The following is a 212-nucleotide window of genomic DNA, read 5'->3' as shown; positions in this document are numbered from 1 at the left end:
GCCGGTTTCCAGTGGTCGAGTGCTTATAGCCAACGCGGTGATATTGTCACCTCGGCACTCCCACAATTTTCCGGCTCGGCAGCATTGCCTTCGACCTTAGATTTATATGTCAATCAACAAAAGATTTATTCAGGGTTAGTGCCTTCAGGCCCATTTGATATTAAACAGCTCCCATTTATTTCAGGAAATGAAGTCACCCTTGTGACTACCGA

At 45.8% G+C, this 212-nt stretch carries 1 protein-coding gene; it reads left to right on the top strand.

The window, feature by feature from the left end:
* A partial coding sequence (locus RFW85_RS05670; protein ID WP_375143861.1) for a hypothetical protein occupies positions 1–212 on the top strand: 212 nt, incomplete at both ends.

This window comes from Acinetobacter sp. 12966 (assembly GCF_031196995.1).
Lineage (GTDB): Bacteria > Pseudomonadota > Gammaproteobacteria > Pseudomonadales > Moraxellaceae > Acinetobacter > Acinetobacter geminorum.
This window is presented reverse-complemented; position numbering and strand designations above follow the sequence as displayed.